This is a genomic window from Salinivibrio socompensis S35, assembly GCF_000513715.1.
In the GTDB taxonomy this organism is placed as follows: Bacteria; Pseudomonadota; Gammaproteobacteria; order Enterobacterales; family Vibrionaceae; genus Salinivibrio; species Salinivibrio socompensis.
Genome location: NZ_AQOD01000097.1, coordinates 1 through 7,107 on the forward strand (window position 1 = coordinate 1; position 7,107 = coordinate 7,107).

The 7,107-nt window shown below is 48.9% G+C and carries 7 protein-coding genes and 1 pseudogene; 1 reads left to right on the forward strand and 7 read right to left on the reverse strand.

Features of this window, described 5'->3' with window-relative positions:
- Positions 1-141, forward strand: a 141-nt coding sequence (locus DZ54_RS24210) for a transposase (RefSeq protein ID WP_164831582.1), incomplete at its 5' end; no start/stop codon positions are given.
- 118 nt (positions 142-259) lie between these two features.
- On the opposite strand, the pseudogene purF reads toward DZ54_RS24210, so the two are convergent.
- From purF to DZ54_RS0111100, 7 genes and pseudogenes are all read right to left on the reverse strand, one after another.
- Positions 260-1,773, reverse strand: a pseudogene (gene purF / locus DZ54_RS21075) (amidophosphoribosyltransferase).
- 31 nt (positions 1,774-1,804) lie between these two features.
- A complete protein-coding gene (locus DZ54_RS0111075) occupies positions 1,805-2,302 on the reverse strand; it encodes a CvpA family protein (RefSeq protein ID WP_025674125.1) in 498 nt (165 codons plus the stop codon).
- Between the two features lie 61 nt (positions 2,303-2,363).
- Positions 2,364-2,921, reverse strand: a complete 558-nt coding sequence (locus DZ54_RS0111080) for an SPOR domain-containing protein (RefSeq protein WP_025674127.1) — start codon at positions 2,919-2,921, stop codon at positions 2,364-2,366.
- A 12-nt stretch (positions 2,922-2,933) separates the two neighbouring features.
- The gene (gene folC, locus DZ54_RS0111085; protein ID WP_025674130.1) at positions 2,934-4,184 is read right to left on the reverse strand and encodes a bifunctional tetrahydrofolate synthase/dihydrofolate synthase; all 1,251 of its coding nucleotides are present in this window, start codon (positions 4,182-4,184) and stop codon (positions 2,934-2,936) included.
- A 110-nt stretch (positions 4,185-4,294) separates the two neighbouring features.
- Entirely contained in the window at positions 4,295-5,182 is an 888-nt protein-coding gene (gene accD, locus DZ54_RS21080; protein WP_037354352.1) for an acetyl-CoA carboxylase, carboxyltransferase subunit beta, read from the reverse strand.
- Positions 5,183-5,298: 116 nt separating this feature from the next.
- On the reverse strand, positions 5,299-6,135 hold the full coding sequence (truA, locus tag DZ54_RS0111095; protein WP_025674132.1) for a tRNA pseudouridine(38-40) synthase TruA: 837 nt from the start codon (positions 6,133-6,135) through the stop codon (positions 5,299-5,301).
- 137 nt (positions 6,136-6,272) lie between these two features.
- Positions 6,273-6,935 carry a FimV C-terminal domain-containing protein gene (locus DZ54_RS0111100; RefSeq protein WP_025674133.1) on the reverse strand — a complete coding sequence of 221 codons (663 nt, stop codon included), beginning with the start codon at positions 6,933-6,935 and terminating at the stop codon, positions 6,273-6,275.
- Positions 6,936-7,107: the final 172 nt, after the last annotated feature.

The following is a 7,107-nucleotide window of genomic DNA, read 5'->3' on the forward strand; positions in this document are numbered from 1 at the left end:
TATCGACATTTAGTTGAGAATGCTTTCGCGAGGATTAAGCACTTCCGAGCAATATCAACGAGATATGATAAGTTAGCAAGAAATTACGCCAGTATGGTATCACTGGCGTTTACTATAATGTGGCTGCCGATGTATTGCTGAATAAAATGTGTACAGCAAAGATCAACACGCCCTAGCAGGTATATCCAAGCACCTAACATGAGTACGCGAAAACATAAACGATGACCAAAACGCCGCGATATATTCACGGCGTTTTGGTTTAGTCTTCGTTATGTATCTCTAAATTCGCAAGCTCTTGCTGCTGTTCTCGAACCGTTTTAGCATCATCGCAACGTAAGCTTTGTACATACTCTAGGTACGCGTGATCCACGTCTTGCGTGACGTACTCACCGCTAAACACCGATGTTTCAAAGCGTTCAATCGCTGGGTTTGCTTCACCCACAGCAGCGACTAAGTCAGATAAGTCTTGATACACTAATCCATCGGCACCGATTAACTGTCCAATTTCATCCACTTCGCGACCATGCGCAATCAACTCGTTCGCGCTCGGCATATCAATGCCATAAACATTTGGAAAACGCACCTCGGGGGCCGCTGATGCCATATAAACTTCTTTGGCTCCCGCTTCACGGGCCATTTCGATGATTTGCTCTGAGGTTGTGCCTCTTACAATCGAATCATCCACCAAAAGGACGCGCTTGTCTTTAAATTCAGAACGGATCGCATTCAGTTTGCGGCGTACCGATTTTCGGCGCATCTGTTGCCCCGGCATAATAAAGGTGCGGCCTACATAACGATTTTTCACAAAGCCTTGGCGATAGGGTTTATCCAACACCTGTGCAATTTCCAACGCGATATCACAAGAGGTCTCAGGGATGGGGATCACCACATCAATATCCACCTCTTCCCATTCACGCTGAATTTTGGCGCCCAGCTTTTGGCCCATGCGGATACGGGCGCCATAGACAGACACTTTATCGATAAATGAATCGGGACGAGAAAAGTAAACGAACTCAAAGATACACGGGTTGAGACTCGGTGACTCCGCGCACTGACAAGTATGAAGTTGTCCTTCCAAGGTGATATAAACCGCTTCACCAGGCGAGACATCACGAACGAAATCGAAGCTACCGCATCCAATGCGACGGTTTCAGACGCCACCATATACTCTGTCCCTGTTTGCGTATCTCGCTTACCTAAACAGAGCGGACGGATACCTTTAGGATCGCGGAAGGCAATAACACCATGTCCTATTACCATGGCCACAACGGCGTAAGCACCCGAGACTTGCCGATGGACCGACTTCACTGCGGTAAACATATCATCAACCGTCAGAGGGTGAGAGGTCGCCGCCGAGAGTTGATGGGCAAGAACATTGAGGAGAATTTCAGAGTCAGACGTTGTGTTGAGGTGGCGGCGGTCTTTTTCAAATAAAGACTGGCGCAACGCCTCAGCGTTCGTCAAGTTACCATTGTGGGCTAAGGTTATACCATACGGCGAGTTGACATAGAAAGGCTGCGCTTCTGATGCGCTAGAGCTACCGGCCGTTGGATATCTTACATGTCCAATCCCAACCTGACCTTGCAAGCGCTGCATATGTTTGAGTTGAAACACATCCTGGACTAACCCATTAGCTTTTCGAAGCCGGAAACGATTGTCATCGATAGTGACAATGCCGGCTGCATCTTGCCCTCGATGTTGAAGCACAGTCAGTGCATCGTAGATGGACTGATTGACCGGAGTGTTACCAACGATTCCAACAATACCACACATGTCAGCGATTCCTTGTTACGCGAATATCAGCCTAAGATCCTGCGATCTCAGGTAAGAAACTGGAACTGTTCTCAAGGTAGTGGAAGAACCATTCTATCACTACCGCAAAGTTAGGAATGAGTTGCGATTGTCCCCAATCTTGGTGGTTGGCTACCGACGTAAAAGCATCGAGGAAAAAAAGTACCGCTGCGATAATTAACACCCCGCGCACACTACCAAACACCATCCCTAGCACCCGGTCCGTCCCCGATAGTCCGGTTTTTTCTACCAGCTGGGCAATCACATAATTGACCACTGCGCCAACCAATAAGGTGGCGATAAACAATAAGGCGATGGCACTGCCATTGCGGATAACCGCATCTTGAATATTGGTCAGATATACCGCGAGTTGCGTGTAGAATTGGCTGGCAATAAAAAACGCCCCAAACCAAATAACTAATGACAATGCTTCTTTAACAAAGCCTCGAATCACACTCACTAACGCGGAAAAACCAATGACGCCAATAATAAGGTAATCAATCCAATTCATCGTATTCACTTGCTCGAGACATGCGCATTCTAACAGAAAAAATACTCACGCAAACGTTTTCTTATTGGGTAAGTGGGTCAAATTTGCGCAACTGTCCCTTTAATCCTGTTAGCGATTGCAGATCCGTCAGTTGCGATTCGAGTGCGGTTTTAGAAACATTCGGCCCAACCACGACTTTCGCTAAGTCATCGGGTTGAATGTTTCTAGGTAAGATATGTGCTTGATACCCTTTGTCACGTAACTGCTTTACCAATCGACGGGCGTTATCTTGATTACGGAACGTGCCTAAACGGATCATCCACGCGCTGTCTCCCTCACCCACTGATGGCGTCTCTGATGAAGTGGATGCTGTTTTGCTTTCGTCAGTCGCAGCTTCAGTCGTTGTATCCACCGGACGACTATCTTTTACGCGGGTATTGGGCGCGCTCACCTCAACTACCTCGGGATCTTCAACCGGCATTTGGCTCACCGTACTATCAAAGTTATCCCGCAGGGGAATGCTTTCATAATTCTCTTGGTAATGCTCTTTTTTGCCATCGAGCACATCGGGTAGCACTATCACACCGATAGAGACCAATACCAGGGTGCCGACCACTCTCTTTTGTAACTTACTGGCCACAATGACTCCGTTTTAATTAAGCGTTTCCATGACCTGCCCAACGGTATGGAATGACCCAAATACGACCACACAGTCACGCTCAGGTTCAGCCTGACTCAACGCACATTGATAAGCATCACTCGGCGAATCGAATTGCGCCGATGCCACCACAGGCAGCGTATCAGCTGATGCACCACGGGGCACAGCTAAAGAAGCGGGGTACCAATAATCCACAATCCCGTCAAGACAGGCCAAGGTCCCATCTATATCTTTATCCGCTAACATCGCCACCACAGCATGCACACGTCCTGCGAACTTGGCTTTTTGCTCAGCAAGTTTATTAGCTAGATAAGCCGCAGCATGCGGATTATGCGCAACATCAAAAACCGTATAAGGGGCGTCAGCGATGACTTGCATCCGGCCCGTGACCGATACAGACGCTAATCCCTCCGTTATGTGCGTATCAGCAATCTCGAGATCAGCCACGCCCAGCGCCATTAAAGCAGTCGCCGCATTTTGCAGCGGAATCGCGGGGACAGGTAGATCAGTCAGTTCAAAAGCCCCCGCTGACCAACGCCACGTATCGCCTGTCATGGCATACTGGTACTGATAGCCTAACTGATTTAATACCGCGCCAACGGCATCAGCATGTGCGGCAACACTGGCAGGTGGCGCGGGCTGACCACATATCGCCGGTTTATCTTTTCGGAATATGCCTGCTTTTTCATAACCAATCTGATTGATGTCATTTCCCAACCAATCACAGTGATCGAGCGCGAGGCTGGTGATCACGGATACATCGTGATCCACCACATTGGTGGCATCTAAACGGCCACCGAGACCCACTTCAAGGATCACGACATCAAGCGCATGCTGTTTAAATAGCTGTAACGCGGCTAAGGTACCAAACTCAAAAAAGCTCAGACTCGTTTGCCCGCGCGCGTGATTAATCGTATCGAACGCTTGTATATGCTCACGATCGGCCAGTACGTCGCCATTGATGCGGACCCGCTCATTGTAGCGCACAAGATGTGGTGAGCTATAAACACCGGTACGGTAACCCGCGCGCTGTAATATTGCCTCTAAGAGTGCACAAGTGGTTCCCTTACCATTGGTTCCTGCTACGGTGATCACTTTGGCAGCCGGCTTGGTCAATTGCGCATGATCGGCGACCGCCGCGACGCGTTCAAGGCCAAGATCAATGGCACTGGTATGGATACTTTCTAGATAAGACAGCCACGTATTCATTGAGGACGTGGCTGTTGGATGCTGTAGTTCAGACATTGACTTGGTCAGTTACTCGATGGTGGGTAAATGATACCAAGGATAACGCCATGGAACACGGTCAATTATGACTCTTGAGAGGAAGGTGCCACTTCAGGCTCTTCTGGGGGCTATGGTTTATCTTGCTCAACGTCTACCACTAATGGAGACTTGATGTTACCCAGCTTAGCCAGTAACCCTGCCAAACGCTGACGCATTTCACGACGATCGACAATCATGTCAATCGCACCATGTTCAAGCAAGAACTCACTGGTTTGGAAATCGTCTGGTAGATTCTCTCGCACGGTTTGCTCAATAACGCGACGGCCAGCAAAACCGATAATCGCTTTTGGCTCGGCGACATTAATATCACCGAGCATGGCAAAGCTCGCGGTTACTCCACCATAAGTAGGGTCAGTGAGTACCGAAATAAATGGCAAGTTATGGCGTGATAAACGTTCGAGCGCTGCGCTGGTTTTCGCCATTTGCATCAACGACATTAAGGCTTCCTGCATACGCGCGCCACCACTGGCTGAAAAACACACTAAGCCACAATTGTTTTCGATCGCGTGCTCAACGGCTTTAACAAACCGAGCACCAACAACCGCGCCCATCGAGCCGCCCATAAATTTAAATTCAAACGCACAAGCAATCACGGGAACATCGAGTACACGGCCCTTCATGACCACCAGTGCATCTTTTTCCCCACTGCTTTTCTGCGCCGCTGACAGGCGGTCTTTATACTTTTTAGAGTCACGAAACTTCAATACGTCTTTAGGCTCAAGTTCACCCGCAATCTCTTCGCGCCCCTCTGGGTCCAAAAAAACGTCCAGACGGCGGCGTGCTGGCATACGCATATGATGGTCGCATTTGGGACAGACTTCCAAATTACGTTCGACATCAGCGTGATAAAGTACTTGATCACACGACGTACACTTGGTCCAAACCCCTTCTGGGATTGACGCTTTGCGTGATGAACCAATATTACTTTTGGTTAATATTTTCTCTAGCCAGCTCATGGACAACCTTTACTTAGTCATGGCTATCACAATTCGACAACCATCTTGGATTCGTAACAAATTAGACCGAATTAAATCACAAGTCTGTCAGACTTGGGATAAAAAACTGGTACTACCTATTCTGTCTCCGTACGTTTTTCGCCGAGTATGCTTCCCAGTTCCATCACCTGATCGGGTAAAAACACGGGCCCTACTGGAGGGCGTGGTAACCCATATTGCTCCGGATAATCGACCTCGACCAAATACAGACCTTCGGCTTTGGCCGTCGCGGCCGCCAAGGTGCGATCTTTCTGTGCCAATAGCCATGCAATCCACTCTGGAGGCTGTTCTTGACGACCAACCGCCATTAGACTGCCCGCGATATTACGTACCATATGATGTACAAAGGCATTCGCTTTTATATCGATCACGACAAACCGTCCTTGACGAGTGACAGATAAATGCATCACATTCCGCCATGGCGAGTGAGATTGACATTGTGCCGCACGAAATGACGAGAAATCATTCTCACCCAGTAAGTACTGACCCGCTCTCGCCATTAAGGTTTCATCCAGTTCGCGATGATAGTGACTCACACCTTGACCCAGTATCGCTGGACGCAAAGAATGGTTGTATATCACATAGCGATAGCGACGTGCTGTCGCACTGAACCGCGCATGAAAATCATCTGAAACAGGCGTTGCCCAACGTACGGCGATGGCATCGGGTAAGTTCGCATTCACCCCCATCGTCCAGGCTTTTAATGGCCGCTCATTATCGGTATCAAAATGCACCACTTGTCCGGTGCCATGGACACCAGAATCAGTACGACCCGCACATTGTACTGCCACAGAATGATTGGCGACGGTCGATAATGCCTTTTCCACGTGCTCTTGGACACTGGTAACGTCTCGTTGCCTCTGCCAACCGTAAAACTGGGCGCCATCATATTCAATGCCTAACGCGAATCTCATGCCTGTGCCTTTCTATTTACTTTTCAACAAGGCGCTGCATTATACGCATAAAGCCCACCTGTTGCAGGTCTTAACATCGACTGTCTATTCTGAGGACTAATAAGCAATCAGGTAGCATGTGCTACCTGATTGCGGTGTTACCTAAGTTGTTCAAGCAGTTGGCGGGCCTCTTGCTGCAAGGCTTTATTGCCTGACTGCATCACTTTTTCTAGTAAAGAAATCGCGCCATCCACATCATTCATTTCCAGGTAAGCTTTAGCCAAGTCAAGATTAGTCGATGCCTCTGTGCTGGCGGTATCGCCATCAACATCAATCGCGCTAATGTCTTCTAAAACATCGGGAAATTCATCAAGACCCACGTCAAGGTTCATCTCGGCCTTATCGGGGTCAATATCTGGCGTCGAGCCGTCATCTCGCATGAGCTCTTCGATACTAATGTAGTCGTCATCTTCCTGCTCTTCGCCGATGAGTTCACTCTCAGCGTCACCCTCACCGAGCAGGTCATCGTCTAATGCATCTTCTAATTCAAAGGTTTCAAGCGAAGCCGGATCAATGGCGGGTTGTTGGCTCCAATCTTCACTTTCCGCTTCTGGCTCGGGCTCATTATCGGCTTGCCAAACCGCTGCTTCTTCATCTGACAAAGCGGAAAGATCGAGTGGCTCATCGTCATCGGAGTCCGATAGCAACGCCTCCATATTCAAACCACCGACTTGGTGATCATCGTCATTGAGATCGCTGATATTCCTGGCATCACGCTCAGGTGCCTCAGACGCTGGCGTATTATCCTGCTGCTCATTCAAATACGATTCAAGCTCTCGTTGTTCGTCGAGTGCCGCGCCTAACGCATCATTTTCATCAAATTCACCTAAATCTCTAACGACAGAGAATCAAACGAGTAATCACGTTCATCTTTTGTTGCTGGCTCTGGCTCTGGCTCTGGCTCTGGCTCTGGCTCTGGCTCTGGCTCTGGCT